Genomic DNA, 24,084 nt, shown 5'->3' on the forward strand with positions numbered 1-24,084 from the left:
TTTCGCCCCTGCCCGGCCCCCGGGCCTCTGCTCAGCCCCTCAGTCTTTCTCCTTTTCCTTCCCGTCCTTCCCGTCCTTCCCGCTTTCCCCTTCATGGCCTGGCGACATGTCCAGCTCGACCGCCTGGCCGTTGTCGATGGCCTCGCCGGCGCCGGACGGTTTGCTGCGGCCCACGGCTTGCTCTCCCCCGCTTGCCAAAACGCCGGCCTGGGCCAGCTGAAGCACAGGCTCATCGGCGCCGTTGCCCTCGGCCTGGCTGCTGCCGGTGGGGATCACGCGGTTGTTCTCCGCGTTGGACGACAGCTGCTGGTTGCCCTGGGGCCTGCCGTTCACGTTGACCAGGCCGCTGCCCGAATTGGTGACCTGCCCGAAGTTGCCGCTGACGGTGCCGCTGGGGGCGTTCATCGTGACCTGGGACGACGAGCCGGACAGATGGGCATCGCTGACGGCGGCCACTTCCACCACGGGCGCGACGACGTTGGCGACGACAGAATCGCCGGCCAGCGAAGCGGAGCCCGAGGCCACCACATTCACATTCACATCGCCCTGTGCCTGCACCGTCACGTTGTTCCCGCTGATGCTGCCGGTGATGTCGCCTGTGCTGCTGGTGATCTGCACATTGCCCTGGCTGGTGGTGGTGCCCGTCACGTCGCCGACGGCGGCCACTGCCACCGTGCTGGCCGTCACGTTGGCCGAGACGTCGCCGCCGCTGGTGACCTGCACGGCGCCCAGACTGATGGTGGAGCCGCTGACGTCGCCGCCGGCGTTCAGCGTGTTGGTGGCGCTGGCATCCTGCCCGCGCAGGGTGTGGTCGCTCAGCGCGACATTGCCCAGCGCGTCAATCCCGTAGCCCTTGACCCACAGCGTGCTGTCCAGGCTGTAGCCGTTGGACACCACCTCCAGCCGGCCGAGCGCGTTGGCCTCGGTGCCGCCCGACACCATGTGCACATTGCCGCGGTTGGCGCCTGAGCCGGCCAGCAGGCTCAGCGCGCGGGCCGTGCTGCCGGCATTCTGGATGTCGCCGTTGAGCGTGATGTCGGCGCCCTGGGTGGCGAGTGTGGTGTCGCCCAGCAGGCTGACGGGCGCATTGAACACGATGCCGCCGGCGCCGTCGGCTGTCACCGTGCCGCTGACGCCGGAGCCTGCCGCGCCGCTTGTGAGTGAAAGGCTGTGCACGGTGGCGCCGTTAAAGAACAGGTTGAACGGGTTGCTCACCACCACGTTCTCGGCATAGGTGCCCGCACCCACGTTGATGCCGGCGCCGTTGGCCGCGTTGCCCAGCGCCGTGCCGATGGACATCGCCTGGCTGCCGCCGCCCAGCAGGTTGCCGGTGCCGACGTGGAAGTTCTGCGTGGCCTGCGCGCCGTTCCAGCCCTGCACATAGCTGGAGGCCGAGCTGCCCAGGTTGACGGCGAAGTCGAAGGCGTTTTGCTGCGAGGCCTGCAGCCAGGTGTACTGGTTGTTGCTATTGGCCGTGCTGGCGTTGCGCACGGCAAAGTCAAAGCCGGCGATGTTGAGCGTGCCGAAGTCGCGGCTGGCCGACTCGTCCTGCAGGTAGACCGGGTTGCGCTCGGTAAAGCTGTTGTTGGCCGCCACCGTGATGTTGTTCATCTGCTGGTTGTAGGCGCGGTTGGCCTGGTAGAGCGCCAGGCCGCCCCAAGCGTTGTTGCGCGTGGTCGAATTGGTGATCGTCACATTGGCGCTGTCGGTCAGCTGGATGCCGGCGCCCTGCGTGCTGCCGCTGTTGTTGCCCACCGGCGCGCCGTCGGCCGTGACGTGGTCGATGACCGCGCCGTCCACGCCGTTCAGGTCGAGCTCGGCCCGGCCCGCGCCGCGGCTGGTGACGTTGCTGATTGAAAAGTTGTGCAGCCGCGCCGACGCGCCGCCCGAAGGCGCCACCTTGATGCCGTAGGACGCGGCCACATTGGCACTCGGGCCGTACAGCGTGAAGTCCCGCAGCGACACGTTGTCCGCCGTGACCTGGATGCCGTAGCCGTTCACGCCGCTCGCATCGATCACGGTGGACCCCTGGCCAGCACCGGCCAGCGTCATGCTGCGGTCCACCGTGACGGTGCGGGCCTGTACATGGGTGCCGCTGCCCACGTTCACCGTGCCGCCCGCCACGACGGCGTCGACACCGCGCTGCAGGCTGCCGCTGTTTTGCGTGACATAGACATTGCCGTCCGTCCAGGTCACCAGGCCGCGGCCGGTGGCGTCCAGCGCGTGGGTCACGCGGTCTTCAATGGCAAAACCGTCGGCCGCGCCGACAAAGACGGCGCCGCGGGCGTCCACCTTCACGGCGTCCACCGAGATGTCCTGCCCGTTGTTTTTGAACTGGGTGCCGCCGCTGATGGTGACCGTGGGCTGGCCGCCGCTGCCGTTGCGCAGGGTTTCCACACGCAGGCCGGTGCGGGCGGAGTCCTCGATGCTGCCGCCCGAAATATTGACGCTTTGCAGGCTGGCCGGCGCCGCGGTGTAGTCCGTGCTGTCGCCGGCGATGCCGCGCGTCTTGATCACCACCGCCGCAGCCGTCGGGCTATTGGAGCTGTAGCCCGAGTTTTTGACCACCACGTTGTCGAAGTTGATCGAATTGAAGGCGTCGTACTTCAGGTTGATGTCGATGCCCGCGCCGTACTGCTGGTGCTGCGACGAACTGGCCGGCGCGCCGTAGTTGCCGGCGTTGCTGACGGTGACGTTCCTGAGCGTCAGGTCGTTGGCGGTCTCCAGGTAAAAGCCCTTGAAGGTCGGGCCGTCGATGGTGACGTTCTCAAACAGGGCATTGGCAAAAGAGCCCGTGGCGACCGGCTGGCCGCCCACCATCTGGTAGCCGTTGTAGGTCTGCACGCCGATCTGCCCGCCGGTGATGCTGCTGTTGAGCATGCGGAAGTTGTCGGCGCGGGTCGCCGTGCCGTTGCGCATGCCGAAGGTGTTGTTGTTGAAGGCCACGCGGTTGACCGTCACGTTGTTCGAAGTGCCGTTAAGGCGCAGCCCGTACAGGTAGTCGGCGATGGACAGGTCGGACAGCGTGACGTTGGAGGCGTTGTTGATGGTCACCGCGTCGCCGGCGCCCGCGGCGGCCGACCGCAGCACGGTTTGCCCGGCGCCCGCGCCGTCCAGCGTCAGCGACTTGCCGATGACGACGCTGCCGCTGTAATTGCCGGCCGCCACATTCACCGTGCCGCCCGTCACCACGGCGTCCACGCCGGCCTGGATGCTGCCTAGCGGGTTGAGCAGGCTGCCCTGCGCGCCGCCGGCGCCGTTGGCCGCCACGTTCACATGCGTGCGGTTGGACGAGGTATACGCCTGGTCCTGCACCGACCAGCCGCCGTTGGCCGCGCTCAGGGCCAGCAGGGATTGCTGCCACCCCAGCGTCGGCGCCGCAGCCATAGGGTTGCTGAGAATATTTCCACCCGACAGATAGCCGTTCAGGTGCAGGTTCATCCCCCACTCGTTGCCGACCGGCCCCTGGCTGTTGCCGGCCAGGGTGATGCCGGCGCCGTCGGTGTATTGCACCGAGATGGCGCTCTTGGTGTTTTCAATCCGGTTGCCGGTCACGCTGCCGGTGTTGCGCCCGTCGATCAGGATGCCGTTGCGCACATCGTGGATGTTGTTGTTGGCGATGGTGAAGCCGGTCACGCCGTTGGCGACCGCGATGCCGCGGGTGATTCCCGAACCCCAGGCATAACTGGTGTAAGGCTGGTTGACGGGGCCGGCGATCTCCATCCCGGTGACCGTCACGTTGTTGGCTGTGATGCTGATGCCGTTGAGCTGGCCGGCCGTGTCGGGCACCTCGATCTTCGCGCCCGCCAGGCCGGTCAGCGTCATGTTGGCCTTGTTGAGCGCCACCTGCTCTGCATAGTTGCCGGCATGCACATCGACCGCCGCGCCCGCACCCGGGCTGCCGGTCTTGGCGATGTTCACCGCGTCCTGGATGCGCGCGCCGCTGTACACGTCCACCCGGTTGGCGTTGCCGCTGACATTGGGCGCCTGCAGCGCCGACTTGAGCACCACGGCGTGGCCGTTGACGACGATGGCGTTGCTGGCCTGCTGCACGCCTTCCAGGTTGATCACACCCGACAGCAGGTTGGCGGCATCGCCGACGCCCAGGCGCAAGGTGGCGCCGTCCAGGCTGGCGCCTGCCGTGTTGGACACGCTGTTGCCGGTGGCGCCCGTGGGGATGGCGAATTCATAAAGCCCTCCGTTCAGCGACACCGTGGCGGCCGTGCTGCCCCCCAGCGCGATCGTGCCGCCGGTGGCGGTGATGCTGCCCTGGTTGGTGACCGAGGGCGCGACCAGCGCCACCAGCCCGGCGCCCTGCGCGGTAATGCTGCCCTCGTTGGTGATGCTGCCTGCAGCACCGGTGATCAGCGCGCCGCCGGTATTGATGAAATTGTTCACATCGATGTTGCCGGTGGTGGCAATGAGCGAACCCACATTCACGGTGGCGGTCTGTCCGAACATCACGCCGTTCGGGTTCATCAGCATGACGGTGCCGGGCGCCGTGAGGCTGCCGAGAATCTGCGAAGGGTTGGCGTCGCCCGTGACCCGGTTGAGCATGGCGGACCCCGCGCCGGGCTGCAGGATCTGCACCGCCTTGCCGGCATCGATGTTGAAGGACGCCCAGTCCACCACGGCCCGCGCGCTCGTCTGGTTGATGGTCAGCTGGTTGCCAGCAACGCAGCCGGCGACGCAGGGGGAGATCGTCCCGGAAAACACCGTCCCGTTTTGCGGCAGGCCCGCACCGCCGGCGATGTCTATCGTCCAGCCCGCCGGTGAAAACAGCAGCGCCACCGCGGCGGGGAGCGCTTTCAGTGCGAAGGATTTGCGGCGCAGCGCCGGAAGGGCCGGAAGGGCCGGGATGACCGGGAGGACCGGAAAGTAAAGATCAGCTTGCATGGAACACCTCTTGATGCAAAAAGGCCAATGACATGGAATGACGTCGAATAAGACAGCGCGCTTTCAGAACCGCACGAGCAGCGAGCCCATCAGGCGCGGGTCTTTGCCCTGCCCCTGGCCCTGGTAGCTCGCGATGGATTTGGTCAGCGGCCACGCCGCCTCAATCGCGGCCACCACATTTCTTTCGAGGAAAAGCCGCACACCCAGGCCGGCGGAGGCCAGGCTCTGGCTGGCAGGCGTGCCGGGTGTGACGCTCCCCACCTTCCAGACCTTGCCGATGTCGTAAAAGCCGAACACCTGAAAAGACCTGACGCCCGGCATGCCGGAGGCGCCGACATAACGCGGCTCGACGCGAAACGCCAGCGCGCGTTCACCCACCATTTCGGCCGGCTCATAGGCCCGCCCAAACTTGCGCCCGCCCAGGGCGTATTGCTCCGACGAGAGCAGCGGCGTGTTGGCCCACTGCCCGCCGACGCCCACACTGAAAGAGACATTCGGGCTCAGGAACTGCGAACGCTCGTAGTCAAACACCAGCTTGTTGAACACGCCCTTGGCGCCGGCCCGGCTCTTGAGCAGGTCGGACTCCTGCGTGCCGCCCAGCCCCTGGGTGAAGTCGACATCGAGCGCGTTCTGCCCGTCCAGCCGGTCCAGCACCCGCCAGCTGATGCCCAGGCGCAATGCACGGATGCGGTCTTCAATCACCCGCGTGCCCAGCACATTGGTATGCACATCCGAATGGTCGTACACGGCGCGGGCGATCACGCTTTCATTGCGCGTTCTCAGCAAGGGATAAACCGCCGCCACCGACACCGTGTCGGCATTGCCACGCACATCAAACGGCGCGAGCACATCACCCGGCTGCGTGCGCGCCCTGGACACCGCCGCGGCAAGCTTGAGCCCCTCGGTCGTCACGACCTGGCTGTACGACAGCTGGGCATAGGACATCTCGGAGTTGCCGGTGCTCACGCCGACAAACCGCCACTGGTCGTTGACGCCGAGCAGCTGGTTGCCCGTCACGGCCAGGGTCGCCTGGCCCGGCCCCAGGTATTTGGAGCCGTAGTTGTCGATCGCGGCAAAACCCTCCACCCGCTTGAGGCTGGCCACCAGCGTGAGGTCGGCCGCGCCTGGCGCCTTTGACGGCGCCAGGATGCTGCGCAGTTCAACGCCGGGAAGGTCGTTGGCCAGCAGCAGGTAGTGCTCGAGCACGGCGCTCCTGATGGGCCGCGAAGCCGTGATGCGCTCACCGATCAGCGCCAGCCTTTGTGCAATGCGGGGGTTCATGCCTTCTGCTGTCTGCACGTTAACCCGGTCGATGTAGCCCTCGATCACGCGCAGCGTGAGCGTGCCGCCAGACAGCGACTGCGGCGGCACCACCACCAGCGACAGGATGTAGCCCGCATTGCGGTACATCGCCGTGAGCGACGCCGCGAGCTCCAGGATGTCGTTGCCGGTGATTTCGCGCCCGGTGTAGGTGTCGGCGCGCGCCTGCAGCACGTTGCCGGGCAGTACGGTGGCGCTTTCTATCTCGATACGCTGCAGCGTGACGCGGATGGCTCGAAGCGAGTCGGGCATGGACTCGATGGGCTCCGTGCGCAGTTGCGCCGGCGGCGGCGCCGGCGTTGCCTCGGGCTGGAAATCAAACCGTTCACGAAGCCGGCCCGGGTCGATGGTCGGCGGTGGCTGTTGTGCCAGCGAGACGGCCGGAGCAAGCACCAGCACGCCAAGGGCATAGTGAAGAACAGGGTGTATGCCATCACCATCGGTACGCTTCATTGTCCATCCTTGCGGAAAATCCTGAATCAATGGCTCCCTGGCCAGCCGGACCGAGTATTTCGGTTCTATTTTTCGTGAATTAAGTCACGGTAACCAATTGTGAAACTTGATACAAGCAAGAAAAAGTGATTAATTACTGAAGACTTTGTGGCAGAGTTTCGCGCCGGTTTTTTGGCGATGAATTCTTGCGTGTTACATCAATGCCTGTTTTGCGCCGTTTTGCGGCAAACAAATTGCGGCAATGTGATACCTCCGGCTTATTGGAAGCCGGCGCAAACCCCGCTTCACGGGTCGCGGTTTTAGAAAAGTCCTCAGGTTTGCTGTGTAAAGTTTTGGGTGCAATTGGTGCCCGCCAGCCATGCCGGGCCAGCGGCCGGCTTGCGTTATAAGCTGCAAGGCCAAAGGCAAAAAACCGGAAACGAGACCAGGAACGAAACCAGGAAGCCGCCAGTGAAGGTTCACGTCTATACCGATATCGAGACCTTGTTCGGCCGCGCCTCGCGTGTGTGGATGGACACGCTCCTGGAGGCCGGGCATGAGGTGGAGCTCGTTGACCTGGGCACCAACACCGAGGCCCCCTTGCCCGACGTGGGCGCCGCTGATGTCAATGTGCTCATCGCCGGCATTTACGCCCTGCCGCGCTTTGCAAAACAGGGGCTGCCGCGCCACGGCAAACACCTGCTCTGGATGTTTGACCCATTGACCAAAAATGAAGCCTCGGTGCACCGCCACAAGGCCGCCCTGTTTGATGCACTGGCGCCAAAGCTGCACGCGGTCATGGCGATGGACGCTTGCATCGGGCGCTACATCGCGCAGCATTTTCCGGCGCTTGCCGTCTTTTACCTGCCCTACCTGGTGGCCGGCAAACATGTGCGCGCACCGATTCCTGAATCACAGCGCAACAGGGGCGTCATCCTGCTGGGCGGAGACACTCCGCGGCGGCGCGAAGCCGAAAAACATTTCCAGGGCGCAAAGACGCCGCTGGACGCCGAGTTCATCTGGAGCGGCATGTGGGGTGCCGCCCGCGACGCCTGCCGCGCCGGGGCGCGCATCAGCCTGAGCATTCATGCGGATGCCGAACACACCTACTTCGACCAGTTCCGCGCTTTTGAGACCTGGGCTGCAGGCACCGTGGTGGTCTCCGACCCTTTTGATGGCTGGGAGAGTTTCGGCATCGAGCCGGGTGTGCACCTGGCCATGGCGGCGCCGCAAGAAATGCCGCAGCTGTGCGCAGAGCTGCTGGCCGATGCGCCGCGGCGCGAAGCCATGGTGCAGGCCTCCCAGAAACTGCTGCGCGAGCGCTTTTCCCCGGCCGCGTGGCAGGGCCGCATGCTCTCCATGATCGAAAGCGTCGCCTGAGCTCGCAGAACCTTTCGAGAGAAGAACTGGTTGGCTTGCGACTGGCGAGCCATCGGCTGGTATCGCCCTTTTCAACCAGGCGCATAGAGCAGGCGGTGCAGTGGTCCGGCGCCGTGCAGGCGCAGGAATACACCCATGCCCGGTGGGCTATCGGCTCCCGGTTTGCGCCGGCAGCATCAGCGACCGACACCTCCATTGAACAGGCTGTGGCCAAACGCAAGGTGATCCGCACCTGGGCCTTGCGCGGCACCCTGCACCTGGTGGCGGCGGCCGACGTGCGATGGCTGCTGGCGCTGGCCGCGCCCGCGCTGCTCACGCGCACGGCGGCCAGCTATCGAGACGCGAAACTGGACGCGGCGGCCTTCCGCAAAATCCTTCCGGCCGTCCGGCAATGCCTCGAAGGCGGCCAGCAATTGACGCGCGCGGCACTTTTTGAAGAACTTGCCCGCCGCCGCATAGACACCGGGGGCCATCGCGGCGGGCTCATCCTGTACCGCGCCGCGCAAACCGGGTTGATCTGCCTGGGCCTGCCGAGCGGCAAACAAGCCACCTATACCTTGCTTGATGAATGGCTGCCGCAACCCGCAGAAGCACCGGAGCCCTCACGCGAAGACGGCCTCAAGCGGCTCGCACAACGCTACTTCACCAGCCACGGCCCGGCCACCCTGGCCGACTTCACCTGGTGGTCAGGGCTGGCCGCAGGTGAAGCCAAGGCAGCGCTGGAGATGGCCCTGCCAGGCCTGTCAGAAGCGCTGCATGCGGGCAGCACGGTCTGGTGGTCAGCGCGTACGCCGGTGCCAAGCGCATCACCAATCAGCACTCCGATGGTGCATCTTCTCGCTGGTTTTGATGAATACCTGTTGGGTTACACCGACCGCACACCCATCATCGACAAGGCGCAGGCGGGGAAGGTGATGACGCCGAACGGCCTCTTTCGGCCGGCCCTGCTGGTGGATGGCCGGGTGGCCGGAACCTGGCAAGCCGAAACCAGAGAGGGCGCACTCGTCCTGAGTGTTGCGCCGTTCGCCCCTGCGCTGCTTTCCCGCAAGGCCGGCGCTGCATTGCAAGAGGCTGCACAGCGCCATGCAGCATTCAACGGTCTCGCACTGGGTGAGATCCGCAACGGTATTGCGCCGAAGTAATTCACAGCAGTCCGACGCGGCCGCAGTGGTCACGCGCATGAATGGCAAGGGTTTACCCCATCGAACTTTGTCCGCCGCCGCAAGTCATCACATTACTCGGGTATAGACGCTGCAGGTGCATTTGACGTGCACCGGCGCTACTATCCGCCGAGCCTGTTAACAGGCCCTGGTCTTCCGCCCATCCTGGTTCCTTTCAAATAATGAGGAGTGCATCCATGGCAAAACTGAACGTCAACGGTGTCGTGCGTGAGTTTGAGGCGGAGGAGGACACACCGCTGCTGTGGGTCATCCGCGAGCAGCTTGGCCTGACCGGCACCAAATATGGCTGCGGCATTGCGGCCTGCGGCGCCTGCACCGTGCACCTCGACGGCGTCCCCACACGCAGCTGTGTGCGGCCCGTCTCCACGGTGGGCCCGACCGAAAAAATCGTGACCATCGAAGGCCTGTCACCTGACGGCTCACACCCCATCCAGAAGGCCTGGGTGGCGCTGGACGTTCCGCAGTGCGGCTACTGCCAGTGCGGCATGGTGATGACGGCAGCGGCGCTGATCAAGGCCAAACCGAACCCGACGGATGCCGACATCAACGAGGCGATGAGCAACATCTGCCGCTGCGGCACCTACAACCGCATCCGTGCCGCCATCAAGGTCGTTGCCGCCGGTGGCAACACCAAGAGCGCAGCGCTCTCTATTCAACACACCGACGGGAGCACGACATGAACGCGCCCTCCTCCACGACCTCCTCCACCTCCCCACGCCTGTCGCGCCGCCGTTTCCTGGCGTCAAGCGCATCGGCCGGCCTCATCGTCGGTTTTCACATTCCATTTGGCAGCGCGGCCCTCGCCCAGGGCGCAGCCTCACCGGAGATCAATGCCTGGGTCGTGGTACGCCCCGACGACACGGTGGTGATTCGCATCGCCCGTTCTGAAATGGGTCAGGGCAGCTTGACGGGCCTGGCGCAACTGGTGGCCGAAGAACTCGAATGCGACTGGGCCAAGGTCACTACCGAATACCCCACACCCGGGCAAAACCTGGCACGCAACCGGGCCTGGGGCAATTTCTCGACCGGCGGCAGCCGCGGCATCCGCGAGTCGCACGACTACGTGCGCAAGGGCGGCGCCACCGCCCGCATGATGCTGGTGCAGGCCGCGGCCGACGAATGGAAGGTGCCGGCGTCCGAATGCACGGCGGCCAACAGCGTGATCACGCACACGCCCTCGGGGCGCAAGACCACCTACGGCAAGGTCGCCGTCGCGGCGGCCAAGGTGGCGCCGCCTGCGGCCCCCACGCTGAAAGACCCGAAAGACTGGAAGCTGGTGGGCAAGCGCCTGGCCCGGCTGGACACGCTGGACAAAGTCACCGGCAAGCAAATCTACGGCGCAGACCTGAAGCTGCCCGGCATGCTCAATGCCGCCATCAAGGACTGCCCGGTGTTCGGCGGCAAGGTCAAAAGCTTCAATGCCGCCGCGATTGAAAAACGCCCCGGCGTGAAGAAGGTCGTGGCCGTCGGCGACAGCGCGGTGGCGGTGGTGGCCGACACCTGGTGGCGCGCCAAGACCGCGCTTGACGCGCTACCCATCGAATGGGACTACGGCCCCAACGTCGCGAACTCCAGCGCCACGGTGGCCGCGATGCTCAAGGCCGGGCTGGACGCGCCCGATGCCGCCGTCGGCAACCAGAACGGCGACGCCAAAGCCGCGCTGGCAAGCGCTGCGCGCAAGATCGAAGCGGTGTATTCCTACCCGCACCAGAACCACGCCACCATGGAGCCCATGAACGCGACAGCGCGCTGGACGTCCGAGCGCTGCGAAGTCTGGACACCCACGCAAAACGGCGAAGCCGCGCTGGCCGCCACCTCCGAGGCGGCGGGCCTGCCGGCGGCCCAATGCGAGGTCTACAAGATCCACCTGGGCGGCGGCTTCGGGCGGCGCGGCGCAGTGCACGACTGGGTGCGCCAGGCGGTCGACATCGCCAAACAAATGCCGGGCGTGCCGGTCAAGCTGCTCTGGTCGCGTGAAGAAGACATGCTGCACGGCCGCTACCACCCCGTCACGCAGTGCAAGCTGCAGGCCGGGCTGGACGCGCAGGGCAATGTCACCGCGCTGCACATGCGCATCTCGGGCCAGTCCATCCTGGCAGGGGTGTTTCCGCAAAACATCAAGAACGGGCTGGACCCCGTGCAGTTCCAGGGCCTGAATGCGCCCGGGCCTGAAGCGTCCATCGGCTACAGCTTTCCCAACCTGCTGATTGACCACGCGATGCGCAACCCCAGCGTGCCGCCCGGCTTCTGGCGCGGTGTGAACCTGAACCAGAATGCGATTTACCTCGAGTCCTTCATCGATGAAATCGCCTTCGCCACGAAGCAGGACCCGCTGGCCTTGCGGCGCAAGCTGATGACCAACCATCCCAAACACCTGGCCGTGCTCAACGCCGTGGCCGAGCGCGTGAAGTGGGATGTGCCGCCGCCCGATGTCGGCGGCCAGAAGGTCTACCGTGGGCTGGCGCAGACCATGGGCTTCGGCAGCTATGTGGCGGCCTGCGCGGAGGTGTCGGTGAACAACGAAGGCGAGCTCAAAATCCACCGCATCGTGGCCGCGACCGACCCGGGCTACGCCGTCAATCCGCAGCAGATCGAGGCGCAGGTCGAAGGCTCTTTTTCCTATGGCCTGTCGGCAGCGCTTTTTGGCGAGTGCACGCAAAAAGACGGCCGCATCGAGCAGGACAACTTCAGCACCTACCCCGTCGTGCAGATGCATCACATGCCCGCGGTGGAAACCATCATCGTGGCCTCGGGCGGCTTCTGGGGCGGCGTGGGCGAGCCGACCATCGCGGTGGCCGCGCCTGCGGTGCTGAACGCGGTGTTTGCCGCGACCGGCAAACGCATACGCGACCTGCCGCTGAAGAACCACAGCCTGAAGAAGGCTTGACGAACGCATGACCTGGCAAGGGGCCATCGCCGGCGGGATGATGATGATGGTGCCCTGGACCAGCTTTGCGCAGCAGGCGGCGCCCCCTGGTGAGCTTCGCGTGGCTGGCGATGCCATCCCGCAAACGCTGACAGGCACGCCCGGCGACGCGGCGCGCGGCCGGGCCATCGTCGCCAACCGCCAGCTGGGCCTGTGCCTGCTCTGCCACACCGGCCCCATTCCCGAAGAGCGCTTTCAGGGCAACCTGGCGCCTGATCTTTCAGGTGCAGGCACACGGTGGACTGAAGGGCAGCTGCGCCTGCGCATCGCCGACGCGCAGCGCCTGAACCCGGCCAGCATCATGCCGGCCTACTACCGCACCGATGGACTGGTGCGCGTGAATGCAAGCTGGCAGGGCAAGCCGCTGCTGGAGGCGCAGCAGATTGAAGACGTCGTGGCTTTCTTGCTGACGCTAAAGTGAACTCATGACCACCACAGACAATCCCCACGCTTTCAAACGACGCCGCATTTTGGCCGGTGCGGCCGGCATGGGCCTGAGCGTCGTTTTTCGCCCTGCAGCCGCACAGGCCGATGAGCTTGCCGCAGCGGTGGCGGCCTACGCCCAGGGCGCCCCGGTGCGCGCAGGCAAAGTCAAACTGGATGTCGCCGAGCTGGTGGACAACGGCAACGTGGTACCCATCACTGTCACGGTAGAAAGCCCCATGACAGCGGCGGACCACGTGAAAGGCATCGCTGTTTTCAACGCAAAAAATCCCCAGCGCGATGTGGCGCGCTTTACCCTCGGCCCGCGCGCCGGCAAGGCCAGCGTGACCACACGCATCCGCCTGGCCACATCGCAGCAACTGGTGGCCGTTGCGCAGATGAGCGACGGCAGCTACTGGTCGCATACCGTCAACGTGATCGTGACCTTGGCAGCCTGCATCGAGGGGGACATTTAATGGCACGCACCCTCATCAATGCCCCCACCACTGCCAAACGCGGCGAAGTCATCGAGATACGCACCACCATCGGCCACCCGATGGAAACCGGTTTTCGCCCCGGCGAAGACGGCAAGACCCTGCCGCGCAACATCATCCAGCGCTTTAGCTGCCGGTACAACGGCGAGCTTGTCTTCAGCGCGGAGTTGTTCTCTGCCGTGTCGGCCAATCCGTATATCGCCTTTCACACTGTCGCCACCGACACCGGCACCCTGGTGCTGAGCTGGGAAGGCGATAACGGCTTTGCGCAGACTGAAAGCATCAGCCTGACCGTCACGGCATGACGCGAACCGTCGCCTGCCTGCTGTCGTTGTTCTTCCTCGCGGGGCACGCCGCCTCGCAACCGGCGCCCAAGGAGGCCCGCCGCTCGGGCTACGACTTCATGGGTGCCTCCACACAGGCCATGCAGAAGGACGACACCCTCAACCCCGGCATGCTGTGGGTCAAGGACGGCGAAGTTTTGTGGAATCAGCCCGCCGGTGCCAGCGGCAAGGCTTGCGTGAGCTGCCACGCGGCAGCGCAAAGCAGCATGCGCGGCGTGGCGGCACGCTACCCCGCGTTCGAACCAAACCTGGGCCGGCCCGTGGCCTTGGGCCAGCGCATCAACCAATGCCGCCAGCAGCACCAGCAGGCCGCGCCGCTGCGCGCCGAAAGCCAGGAGCTGCTGGCCCTTGAAAGTTATGTCGCGCTCCAATCCCGCGGCCTGCCGCTGGCGCCGCCTGACGACGCCCGGCTGGAGCCGTTCCGCCGGCGCGGCGAGCAGCTCTTCATGCAGCGCATCGGCCAGCTGAATTTGTCATGCGCGCAATGCCACGACGGCCTGGCCGGCAGGCGCCTGGGCAGCAGCGTGATCCCCGAGGCACACCCCACAGGCTACCCGGTGTACCGGCTTGAGTGGCAGGCAATGGGCTCCCTGCAGCGCCGCCTGCGCGGCTGCATGAGCGGTGTGCGCGCCGAGCCCTTTGCCTATGGCGCGCAAGAGCTGGTGGAACTGGAGCTCTACCTGAACGCCCGCGCGAAGGGCATGCCGCTGGAGTCACCCGGCGTGCGGCCCTGACTAGCGGGGTTTGAACGCAGGGCTTCACCGGTTGCCTTTGCGGTGGCCGCCGCATACGATGGCCCGGCTACAACCAACAACGAGGGAGTCGGGATGATCAATACGCGGTGGGGCCTTGCCCAAAAATCTTCTCGCCCCTCGTGGCGAACGGCCCTCCTGTTCAGCCTTTCGGTGGTGGTCTCGGGCTGCGCGGCAGTCAAGCCCGCAGAAGCCGACAAACCCGCGCTCTACGTCTATTCCACCATCGACGCGCTCTTGTCCGGCGCCTATGACGGCGAGCTCACCGTCAAACAGCTGGTCAGCAAAGGCGACTTCGGGCTGGGCACCTACAACCGGCTGGACGGCGAGATGCTGGTGCTGGGCGGCGTGCCCTATCACTTCAAGGCCGACGGCTCCGTCACTGTGGCCAAACCGGACGACAGGATTCCACTGGCCTACGTGCTGCCGTTCAAGCCGACCCATCGTTTCACGCTGGCGGGCTCGCCCGCGGCGATGTCGCTGACAGACATCGAGGCCGCCATTGACGCGCGCCTTCCCAACAAGAACCTGTTTTACGCCGTCGACGTGACGGGGCAGTTCACCGGCATTACCACCCGGGCGATTGCCGCCCAGGTGCGCCCCTACCGCCCGCTGGCCGAGCTGGTGAAGACCCAGGTTCTTTTTCCCCGGGCGTCGGCCACCGGCACCATGGTCGGCATCCGCAGCCCCGCCTTCAGCAAAGGCGTGAGCGTTCCGGGCTGGCACTGGCATTTCATTTCCGACGACAGGTCTTACGGCGGCCATGTGCTGGCCATCGGCCTGGTGAATGCCGTCGCCAACATCACGCCGTCGCACAAGGTGGAACTGGATCTGCCGGGCAATGAAGACTTCGCCAATTCAGACCAGACCAGGGACCGGTCCGCCGAGCTTCACCAGGTCGAGAAGCAGCAGAAGTAGTCCGGCACCGCCCATTTGCTATCAAATCAATAGCTGTCTGCCCTTATGGTGTTTCGGCTAGATCCCTATCTCTTTTGAGTTTTGGGATGTCGGGCCGATTGCTGCAGCTGGTCCGGGAGTCACCTTCCGCAGTGACAAATAGCCCCGATCGCCGGGCGAGCGGCGTTCAGGTTATCTCGCTCAATTCATTCGCTAAACAACAATGCGAAACAGGAGGCTACCAATGAGCAAAGCAGGCATTCAATCCAATCGAGGCGATGGCTATCAGACGTTAGTGGCCTTTGAATGGGCACTAGATGTTCTCAGTGATCCGGCTTACGAATGGCTTGAAGTTGATGCTGCGACGATTCCAGTAGATGATGTGGTCGTCGGTAAAAAAGATGGGTCAAGGATTTGCTGTCAATGCAAAAAGAACCAAACATCGCATCAGTCATGGTCAATAACAGATCTTGCCGACGAACTTCAAAAAGCCAGCGAGTTGCTCGCTAGCGACCCGAAAGCATCCGTACGTTTTTATTCCCGTAGCCCCTTCGGTGAATTGGCAACTTTGCGGGAGTACAGCACCAACTATCCCAACGCGGCCAGCTACCAAGCCAACTTGAGCAAAACGACTGAGACAACAAATGCAAAACTGAAAACCCAGCTTGAGCATCGCGCCCCGACACTTTCAACCCACGACTTCCTGCGCCGCACCACGTTTGAAATCAGTCCAGAACTGGATCGTATGGAAACATTGCTGCGCGAACGCCTGCACCGGTTGGCAAGCAACCCCGATGTTGCTTTCAATGCCCTTTGGACGCGCCTTGACCTTCTCGGCATGCGTGCTGACAGCGGGAACGGACAAAAAGCAGCGATACAACACAGACTAAGCAAAGCTGATCTTCAATCCATTCTTGATGCGGCTGGTTCTTTGCTGGTTCCCACCATGAATTTGGTGGAAGTTCGCTCTACGTTTGAAAGCACATCGGCTGTTGGCAGAAAGTGGCGCAGAGACATTGCTGGCGAAGTCATTTTGACTCCGTTGGTGGCCGAAATACTGACAGCCATTGACTCCAAGCCCTCTTCCATTTTGCTCACTGGCCAGCCTGGCTCCGGAAAAACTTGCGTGATGCTTGCCTTGCAAGAAGCGCTTGAACTACAAACCCAGTCCCGCTTGGATAGATTCCCCCTTTTTATCCAATCCCGCGAATTTGCGGATTTGGATACCGCGCAAGACCGCCAAGCTCAAGGACTACCACATGACTGGGTAGAGCGCGCCGCACGCATGGCCGAAACAGCTCATGTGGTAGTAATCATTGACTCGCTAGATGTGCTCTCCATTGCCCGCGAACACAAGGTGTTGGACTATTTTTTGGCACAGATAGATCGCCTGCTGAGATTGCCTAATGTCACGGTTATCACTGCCTGCCGCGACTTTGATCGCCAATATGACAGACGCATTGCCCAACGAAAGTGGAGCAGCGAATTCAAATGCGCCCCCTTGAACTGGGCAACAGATATTGCGCCGCTACTCACCAGACAGGGCATAGATACCTCCGACATGGAGGACGCCACCAGGCAACTGATTCAAAACCCGCGTGAATTGGCCTTGTATGTGGAACTGGCTCGCCAAGGCGGCAGCTTTAATGTGGTGACCAGTCAGGCACTGGCCCAAAAATATTTGGACACTATTGTTCAAGGCAATAACGCGCTGGGTAGTGCCGCTATGCACGCAATCGAGGCCATTTCTACAGAAATGCTGAAGCTGCGCAGCCTGTCAGTACCACCGCAACGACTGGCGAGTTCTGATGCGGTGCGACGTTCGCTGTTAAGTCACAACGTGCTGCAGCAAACCCAAGATGGAAAACTGACGTTTGGACACCAAACCTTGCTGGATGTGCTGGTCATAAGTGATGCCTTGAGGCAGGGAAAAACATTGCACGCATTCGTTCAAAACTTACCGCCGGTGCCCTTTGTCCGTCCAAGCATCCGCAGCTTTGTAGCCCAACTGGCCACCGGGGACAGAAAAATATTCCGCAGCCAACTGCGCACCGTACTCACCCATAAGCATGTCTTTCACATCCGCCGCCTAGTAGCGGAATGCCTGGCCGAACAAATACCGCAGGACGATGACTGGCCCCTGATTCGCGATTTGCGTGCCCAACATCCTGAAGTTTTCCAAGTCGTGTACACCCAAGCGGTTAGATTGGAGTGGCATCACTTCTGGATGAAGCATCTGGTCCCCCACCTGAAACTTCTGCGAGACGGCGAGGGCATGACAAGGCACTTTCATCGCATCTCGGCGTGGAAAACCGATGATGTGACAGGGGTGATTGGCTTCTGGACGGAAGTACTGACGACCGAATGGGTTGATCGCGCGCACTTAGGAGAACAATTGGCCTTCGCCATATCAAGCATGGGCGACAGTTATGCAAGCCAGCTGTCCCCCTTGTTAAAAATATTGTTGAACATGCCGAGGGGGGAGCGCAGCTTTCTTGGAAAAGCTTTGGCACGTTGCGTCACTGCCGGGGGGCTGGACGATGAGGTGTTGTGGAAATACATCGCAGGCGAAGTCAGCGACAAGGACGTCCTCGGATATCGCTTCGACAAGAATTTGCATTGCGAACCAAACGAATTCGGCCATGCAAATGACCGTTTTTTGACTCGTCGCATGCAGATGTCGACATCCTTACTGAATTTGGCGGTGGACGCATTGGAAGGTTGGAGCAAGACCCATTCATCGCGATACGGCGGAGATCAGGGCTATCGGAGTGGTTTTCTGCGTGAAACATCCTATGAAGACACCCACAGCCAGACCGACCACCGACCTATCGATAGCGGGCGTATTTTTATGGACTCTATTGAAGCAGCGGTCGTTCACCATGCAAATACCAACTCCGAGTGGTGGCAACTGAACCGTAAACGACTGTGCTCCAACACGGAAGGAGCATTGCGCTATTTCGCTATCCGAGCCTGCATAGCGACGCCGGCTACCAATTTGGAGGTAATCGGCCGTATGTTGTGCGATGCAGATCTACTCAAATCGGATTTATCGTTCGAGATCGGAGCACTGATCCAGACCGCCTTTATTGACTTGGACTTTGCCACGCAAGATGCAATTCAGCTGGAAATTTTGGACATTTATCGTGAAGACACTACCGATACGGACCATCTTGCATGGAGGTTACTCCTACAAGCTCAATTGATACTGCCCATCCCATGCCATCTACGAACCCCGGCGAGTCAAGCAGTCATCGATAAGGTTGAATATTTGAAGTGGCCCCTTGTCAGACAGGCCAGCATTGACTCTGCTGGTGGCTGGGTTGCACCACCCTTTTCCTTTGAAGTTTTTTTGAACTCCAGTGACGTAGCGGTACTGGGATTGCTACGCCACTACGAGGGCTATCTGAGAAATTCCTTCAGTGATTTTTTGATTGGTGGTGAAGAAGAGGTTGGCCGTCAACTGCAGGAAGCAACATCGCGCCATCCAGGTCGCTTCATCGCATTTTTGTTGCATCACTGGGAAGACATACCAAAGAGATTCCGCGATGACCTCATGGATGGTGCCGCCACTCATCTCGCCATCCGCCACGGTAACTTGCAGCCCAATGGCAACTGGACGCCTGTTAAAGAAGCCGACGCTGCGGCACTTGCTCAAGACATGCTGAATGCTCTGGAAAAATATCCAGAACACTGGCATCACAGTCGCGAGGCAGCCAAAGCTTTGGAAGCCTGTGCACATTTAATCCATGACACTCCGACATCCCAAAGACTGGTGTTATTGGCTAGGCAGTTTTTGGCAATGACTGAGAAAGAATCCATTTCTGGCGATTCAGTTAGTTGGCTGGACATTGGCATCAACATGACAAAAGGCAATGTTGCTGATGCACTGATGATTGTGGCCACGGAGCTTCAAGAAAACAGCACGCCCTGGCCTGAACTTCTGGCTCCTACTCTGCGTAGTTTTGCAAACGATATCCACCCTGCTGTTCGGGCAGTCATGCTGCGACGGTTGCCATATTTGCAAAGTCTTAATCCCGAATTTGGATGGCACCTGTTTGACATCGCCATGCACCAACCTGCCGCGGGGCTTTGGGCGATGGCGGAGCCTTGTCTGTATTACGCGTACCACCAGCGGTTTGAGATAGTTAAGCCGCGGCTTGTACAAATGGCGACCAAAGGCGACGGCAAAGATCTCGAAACATGGGGTCGTATTGCTGCACTTGCGGCATTGAGCGACAGATTTGATTTCAATCTGCTGCTTGAGCAGCTTAAGACCATGAATACCGCGGAGGCTTGGCGAGGCGCTGCAAGTATTTGGAGTCACCCTGAAAATTACCAACGTCATATAAAGCAGTGTTACGAGGGTCTCGAAGTTGGTATGTCTCTACAGAATCAACATGCAGCGGCTGTGGCACGTAAGCTGCGAAACCTGTTCTGGGATCCGAAACCGCTGGCAGTAATTTCCCTATCACTACTCAAGCGTTGTTTTGAACTTCTGAAAGCCGAAACTGAGCCCAATCGGCGGGAGTTTCACGGGTTTGATGCTTGGCTAAATGCCATGTCTCAACATGAACCAGAAGAGGCGCTGGCGGCTTGCGAGTTTTTTTTGGAGTTTGTGCAACACACCAGGCTCCATCTGTACGACCACGAAAATAACTTCACCCAACTACTAACTCATCTTTTTGCTCATGCGGAAGAACGAGAAGAATCGGATAGCGGATCCATGATTCAGCGCGTCGTCGCAATACAGGATAAGTTGCTTGCCCTTGGCGTGAATGGCGTCAGTGAATGGCTCAAAGCGGCGGAAAGACAGTGATTAGGCTCATCAGCAAAAAAGCCCGGGCTCAGCCGGGCTTTTTACTATACGCAAGGCGCTGCTTACTTGCGAGGTGGCGGCAAATCGGTGCAGCTGCCGTGTGCCACTTCCGCGGCCATGCCCATGCTCTCGCCCAGTGTGGGGTGCGGGTGGATGGTCTTGCCGATGTCGACGGCGTCGGCGCCCATCTCGATGGCGAGGGCGATCTCGCCGATCATGTCGCCGGCGTGGGTGCCGACAATGCCGCCGCCCAGGATCTTGCCGTGGCCGTGAGCCTCCGGGCTGTCGTCAAACAGCAGCTTGGTGAAGCCTTCGCTGCGGCCGTTGGCAATCGCGCGTGCGGAGGCCGTCCAGGGGAAGAGGCCCTTCTTGACCTTGATGCCTTGCGCCTTGGCCTGGTCTTCGGTAAGGCCGACCCAGGCGATTTCGGGGTCGGTGTAGGCGACGCTGGGGATCACGCGCGCATTGAAGGCGGCGCTGGCGAGTTCCTTGTTGCCTTGCAGTTCACCGGCGATGACTTCAGCCGCCACATGGCCTTCATGCACAGCCTTGTGCGCCAGCATGGGCTGGCCGACGATGTCGCCGATGGCGAAGATGTGCGGCACATTGGTGCGCATCTGGATGTCGACGGGGATAAAGCCGCGGTCGGACACGCTGACGCCGGCTTTTTCGGCCGAGATTTTTTTGCCGTTGGGCGAGCGGCCCACGGCCTGCAGCACCAGGTCGTAGGTTTGCGGCGCCGGGGCGCCCTCGCCTTCAAACGTGACTTCAATGCCGGCCTTGGTCGCCTTGGCGCCCACGGTTTTGGTCTTGAGCATGATGTTGTCAAAACGCGGTGCGTTCATCTTCTGCCAGACCTTGACGAGGTCGCGGTCGGCGCCCTGCATCAGGCCGTCCATCATCTCGACCACGTCGAGGCGCGCGCCCAGGGTGGAATACACCGTGCCCATTTCAAGGCCGATGATGCCGCCGCCCAAAATCAGCATGCGCTTGGGAACTTCTTTGAGGTCCAGCGCGCCGGTGGAATCGACCACGCGTGGATCGACCGGCATGAACGGCAGGCGCACAGCCTGCGAGCCCGCCGCGATGATGCAGTTCTTGAAGGCGATGGTTTGTTTTTTGCCGGTTTTGTCCTGGCCGGTTCCGGAGGTTTCTTCCACCTCGATGTGGTTGGCACCGACAAAATTGCCGTAGCCGCGCACCACGGTGACCTTGCGCATCTTGGCCATGGCGGCCAGGCCGCCGATGAGCTTGCCGACCACGGTTTCCTTGTGGGTGCGCAGCTTGTTGATGTCGACCGTGGGTTCGCCAAAGCTCACGCCCACGCTGCCGAAGTGTTTGACTTCGTCCATCACGGCCGCCACATGCAGCAGCGCCTTGGAAGGAATGCAGCCCACATTCAGGCAGACGCCGCCCAGCGTGGCGTAGCGCTCGACGATGACAACCTTCAGGCCCAGGTCGGCCGCGCGGAAGGCGGCGGAATAGCCGCCGGGGCCGGCGCCCAGCACCACCAGGTCGCAATCCAGGTCGGCGGAGCCCGCAAAGCTGGCGGCCGTGGGGGCCGGAGTTGCTACAGTTTTAGGAGCGGCAGGTACAGGAGCAGCCTGGGCTGCAGCCTGTTTTGGTGCTGAATCTGCTGTGGGGGCTGCGGGTGCTGCGGCCGCGCCGGTGCTCTCGATCGTCAGCACGACGGAGCCCTGCTTGACCTTGTCGCCGAGTTTGACCTTGATTTCCTTGACCACACCGGCCGCCGACGACGGGATTTCCATCGACGCCTTGTCGCTTTCAACGGTGATCAGGCTTTGTTCGGCCTTGATGGTGTCGCCGGCCTTGACCAGCACTTCAATCACGGACACTTCGTCAAAATCGCCAATGTCCGGCACCTTGATGTCTACCAGGCTGGATGCGCTCATTTGGAGGCTTTCAATTTAAGGGTGAATATGTCTATCGGTCCGGCGGAGTTCTTGTCGAACTCGCAGCCTGCGCTGAGGCCGGCCATGGCCACCTCGCGCGCCGTTTTGGCTTTGTCCCAGGCGGCATGCATCGCGCCCAGCGCAAAGCTGCGGCCTGAGCCGATGCCCCAGAATTCCTTGAACTCAAAGACTTCACGGTAGCTGTAAAGGCCGTAAATGCCGCTGGCATTGGCGATCACTACCGTGAACTGGCTGGACTCGTAGGGATCGTTGTCGTCTTCCTTGGTCTGCAGGAAAAACGTTTCTTTCAGCATGGGGTGCAGCTTGACGAAGGTGTCGAACACCTCGTCGCGCGAACCCAGCTTGAGCTGCTCTTTGGGCAAGGCCGCCATGGCCTTGCGCAGCACCGGAAAATGCGCCACCGTACCGGCCATGCCCACATAGCTCATGCCGGCGGGCGTGTCGACCTTGAAGATCTTGCTGTTGGCCTCGAAGCGGTGCGTCAGGCTGGTGTCGCCGAAGGTCACCAGCGTGTCGGCCGCGATGGCAACCTGCCCCGCTTTTTTGACGACTACTAGCGTTGTCATATGTGCGCCACCTGTTTAGAGGAGGACGCGGCGGAAGTCAGCGAGGATTTGTCCGAGGTAGGCGTTAAAGCGCGCGGCGCCGGCGCCGTCAATCACGCGGTGGTCCCAGGCCAGCGACAGCGGCAGCATCAGGCGCGGCTGGAAGGCCTTGCCGTCCCAGACCGGCTCCATCTGGCTCTTGGAGACGCCGAGGATGGCGACTTCAGGGGCGTTGATGATGGGCGTGAAGTAACGCCCGCCGATGCCGCCCAGCGACGAGATGGTGAAGCTGGCGCCCTGCATTTCGGCCGGCGTCAATTTGCCGTCGCGCGCCTTCTTGGCCAACTCGCCCATTTCCTGGCTGATCTGCAACACGCCTTTTTTGTCGGCGTCTTTCAGCACCGGGACGACCAGCCCGTTGGGCGTGTCGGCCGCAAAACCGATGTGGTAGTACTGCTTGTAGACGATCTGGTCGCCGTCGAGCGAGGCATTGAACTCGGGGTATTTCTTCAGGGCCGCAACGCTGGCCTTGATCAGGAAAGCCAGCATGGTGACTTTCAGGCCGGCCTTTTCGTTTTCCTTGTTGGTCGAAACGCGGAAGGCTTCGAGCTCGGTGATGTCGGCGTCGTCATGGTTGGTGACGTGCGGGATCATCACGTAGTTGCGCAGCAGGTTGGCGCCGCTGATCTTCTTGATGCGCGACATGTCCTTGCGCTCGACCGGGCCGAACTTGGTGAAGTCGACCTTGGGCCATGGCAGCAAATCGAGCCCTGCGCCGCCGCCCGACGATGCGGGCGCCTTGGCGGCCTGCGCCTGGGTGCGGACGCTGCCGTCCATCACCGACTTGGTGAAGGCCTGGATGTCGTCTTGCGTGATGCGGCCTTTGGGGCCGCTTCCTTTGACTTCGGCCAACGGCACGCCGAGCTCGCGCGCGAACTTGCGCACCGAGGGCGAGGCATGCGGCAGGCTCCCCTGCGGCGCGGTGGTGGGGTCGTGGGCCGGCTGGCTTGCGGGGGCGGATGTGGTTGCCTGTGCAGGCGCAGCAGCGGCGGCGGCAGGTGCAGCCGGGGCCGCAGCAGGCGCCGGTGCGGGCGCAGGCGCTGCGCTGGCAGCCACAGAGCCTTCGAGGATGGCCACCAGGTCGCCGATGTTGACGATGTCGCCCATCTTGACCTTGAGCTCTTTGAGCACGCCGGCGGCGGACGACGGAATTTCCATCGAGGCCTTGTCGGACTCGACGGTGATCAGCGATTGCTCGGCCTTGATGGTGTCGCCGGGCTTGACCAGCACTTCAATGACGGAGACGTCCTTGAAGTCGCCGATGTCGGGCACGCGGACTTCGACCGGGCCGGAAGCGGCCGGGGCCGCAGCGGACGCGGGCGCCGGCGCTGCTACAGATTTGCTAGCGGCTGGTGCAGGTGCAGCCTGGGCTGCAGCCGGTTTTGATGCAGAAGGAGCGGCTTCAGCGCCGGCCACTTCCAGCGTCAGGACCACAGAGCCCTGCTTGACCTTGTCGTCGAGCTTGACCTTGATTTCCTTAACCACACCCGCGTGGCTGGACGGGATTTCCATGGAGGCCTTGTCGGACTCCACGGTGATCAGCGACTGCTCTGCTTTCACGGTGTCGCCGGGTTTTACCAGCAATTCAATCACCGTCACTTCGTCGAAATCCCCGATATCAGGAACTTGAATGTCTACCACTGCCATATTCTTGTCTCCGTTTGCTTCAGGCGTCTGTACG

Annotated in this window: 15 protein-coding genes; 10 read left to right on the top strand and 5 right to left on the bottom strand. The window is 62.3% G+C overall.

Annotation, left to right across the window (positions count from 1 at the left end):
* Positions 1-39 precede the first annotated feature (39 nt).
* Positions 40-4,896, bottom strand: coding sequence for an S-layer family protein (locus DT070_RS18400; RefSeq protein WP_122956706.1), 4,857 nt, complete (start codon positions 4,894-4,896; stop codon positions 40-42).
* 63 nt (positions 4,897-4,959) lie between these two features.
* Positions 4,960-6,669 carry a ShlB/FhaC/HecB family hemolysin secretion/activation protein gene (locus DT070_RS18405; protein ID WP_122956707.1) on the bottom strand — a complete coding sequence of 570 codons (1,710 nt, stop codon included), beginning with the start codon at positions 6,667-6,669 and terminating at the stop codon, positions 4,960-4,962.
* A gap of 450 nt (positions 6,670-7,119) precedes the next feature.
* On the opposite strand from DT070_RS18405, the gene DT070_RS21430 reads away from it, so the two are divergent.
* The 10 genes from DT070_RS21430 (at position 7,120) to DT070_RS18450 (ending at position 19,864) form a co-directional block, all read left to right on the top strand.
* Complete coding sequence (locus DT070_RS21430; protein WP_164483780.1) at positions 7,120-8,028, top strand: glycosyltransferase; 909 nt, start codon at positions 7,120-7,122, stop codon at positions 8,026-8,028.
* 35 nt (positions 8,029-8,063) lie between these two features.
* On the top strand, positions 8,064-9,170 hold the full coding sequence (locus DT070_RS18410; protein ID WP_164483781.1) for a winged helix DNA-binding domain-containing protein: 1,107 nt from the start codon (positions 8,064-8,066) through the stop codon (positions 9,168-9,170).
* 215 nt (positions 9,171-9,385) lie between these two features.
* The gene (locus DT070_RS18415) at positions 9,386-9,889 is read left to right on the top strand and encodes a (2Fe-2S)-binding protein (RefSeq protein WP_122956709.1); all 504 of its coding nucleotides are present in this window, start codon (positions 9,386-9,388) and stop codon (positions 9,887-9,889) included.
* Entirely contained in the window at positions 9,886-12,096 is a 2,211-nt protein-coding gene (locus DT070_RS18420) for a xanthine dehydrogenase family protein molybdopterin-binding subunit (RefSeq protein WP_122956710.1), read from the top strand. Before DT070_RS18415 ends, DT070_RS18420 begins: the two co-directional genes overlap by 4 nt.
* Before the next feature lie 7 nt (positions 12,097-12,103).
* Complete coding sequence (gene soxX, locus DT070_RS18425) at positions 12,104-12,556, top strand: sulfur oxidation c-type cytochrome SoxX (RefSeq protein ID WP_122956711.1); 453 nt, start codon at positions 12,104-12,106, stop codon at positions 12,554-12,556.
* 4 nt (positions 12,557-12,560) lie between these two features.
* Entirely contained in the window at positions 12,561-13,034 is a 474-nt protein-coding gene (locus DT070_RS18430; RefSeq protein WP_122956712.1) for a SoxY-related AACIE arm protein, read from the top strand.
* Positions 13,034-13,357 (top strand): thiosulfate oxidation carrier complex protein SoxZ, encoded by a 324-nt coding sequence (gene soxZ / locus DT070_RS18435; protein ID WP_122956713.1) that lies wholly within the window; start codon positions 13,034-13,036, stop codon positions 13,355-13,357. Before DT070_RS18430 ends, soxZ begins: the two co-directional genes overlap by 1 nt.
* Complete coding sequence (soxA, locus tag DT070_RS18440) at positions 13,354-14,130, top strand: sulfur oxidation c-type cytochrome SoxA (RefSeq protein WP_122956714.1); 777 nt, start codon at positions 13,354-13,356, stop codon at positions 14,128-14,130. The genes soxZ and soxA overlap by 4 nt, the downstream gene beginning before the upstream one ends.
* A 93-nt stretch (positions 14,131-14,223) precedes the next feature.
* The gene (gene budA / locus DT070_RS18445; protein ID WP_122956715.1) at positions 14,224-15,066 is read left to right on the top strand and encodes an acetolactate decarboxylase; all 843 of its coding nucleotides are present in this window, start codon (positions 14,224-14,226) and stop codon (positions 15,064-15,066) included.
* A gap of 223 nt (positions 15,067-15,289) precedes the next feature.
* Complete coding sequence (locus tag DT070_RS18450) at positions 15,290-19,864, top strand: ATP-binding protein (protein ID WP_122956716.1); 4,575 nt, start codon at positions 15,290-15,292, stop codon at positions 19,862-19,864.
* Between the two features lie 62 nt (positions 19,865-19,926).
* Here DT070_RS18450 and lpdA read toward each other — a convergent pair whose 3' ends face one another.
* From lpdA to aceF, 3 genes are read right to left on the bottom strand one after another with little or no spacing between them, the layout of a single operon-like run.
* On the bottom strand, positions 19,927-21,777 hold the full coding sequence (gene lpdA / locus DT070_RS18455; protein ID WP_122956717.1) for a dihydrolipoyl dehydrogenase: 1,851 nt from the start codon (positions 21,775-21,777) through the stop codon (positions 19,927-19,929).
* On the bottom strand, positions 21,774-22,364 hold the full coding sequence (locus DT070_RS18460; RefSeq protein ID WP_122956718.1) for an MFS transporter: 591 nt from the start codon (positions 22,362-22,364) through the stop codon (positions 21,774-21,776). Before DT070_RS18460 ends, lpdA begins: the two co-directional genes overlap by 4 nt.
* A gap of 15 nt (positions 22,365-22,379) precedes the next feature.
* On the bottom strand, positions 22,380-24,050 hold the full coding sequence (gene aceF / locus DT070_RS18465; protein WP_122956719.1) for a dihydrolipoyllysine-residue acetyltransferase: 1,671 nt from the start codon (positions 24,048-24,050) through the stop codon (positions 22,380-22,382).
* Between the last annotated feature and the right edge of the window lie 34 nt (positions 24,051-24,084).

The organism is Polaromonas sp. SP1, from assembly GCF_003711205.1.
Lineage (GTDB): Bacteria > Pseudomonadota > Gammaproteobacteria > Burkholderiales > Burkholderiaceae_C > Polaromonas.